This window comes from Flagellimonas nanhaiensis, from assembly GCF_003382275.1.
In the GTDB taxonomy this organism is placed as follows: domain Bacteria; phylum Bacteroidota; class Bacteroidia; order Flavobacteriales; family Flavobacteriaceae; genus Flagellimonas; species Flagellimonas nanhaiensis.
The window spans coordinates 1-673 of record NZ_QTJX01000019.1 but is presented as its reverse complement, the minus strand read 5'-3'; the positions used below and the strand labels follow the sequence as shown (position 1 = coordinate 673).

Here is a 673-nt window from a genome sequence, read left to right as displayed (position 1 = left end):
GCAGCTTCCGGTAGTGATTTTGTTGTTTTTGGGTGCATTTTTGATATCTGGAAGTTACAAGGGAGTTGTTCGGCATACAGGGATAAAGGATGTCTACGCTATTTTCAATGCAGTATGTTTGGCCAGTATTAGTATAATTATCCTCATCTTGTTCAATCGATACACAGATATTGTTGAAGATTTCACAATTCCTCTTTCTATTATAATAATTAATAGTCTACTCACATTTATGACGCTTTCTTCGGCTAGATACATTTTTAAAATTAGCTATGAAAGTTTAATCAACAGCAATGAAACGCCCACAAAAAACATCGTTGTTTATGGCGCAGGTGAGTTGGGCATAATCACCTATAACACCTTAACCAATCATTCTAAAATGAAAGTGAAAGTGGTTGGTTTTGTTGACAATAACCTTCAAAAAGTTGGTAAACACATCAATGGTGTTAGGGTTTATGATAAATCGATTCTCACAGAAGATTTTGTTCGTTTTGGTAATATTTCAGAGGTAATTTTTTCAATACAAACTATTCCTCCAAAAAAGCTGAGAACGCTGGTAAATGAAATTGTGGACCTTCCTGTGAAGGTTAAAATTGTTCCTCCAATAGAAGATTGGATCAATGGAGAATTGAAAGTTTCCCAGATAAAACAAGTACAAATTGAGGATTTATTGGAC

General features: G+C 34.3%; 1 protein-coding gene. It reads left to right on the top strand.

Translation table 11 applies throughout. The annotated features are described in order from the left end of the window. On the top strand, window positions 1-673 hold a 673-nt coding region (locus DX873_RS18730), incomplete at both ends, for a nucleoside-diphosphate sugar epimerase/dehydratase (protein ID WP_417935346.1).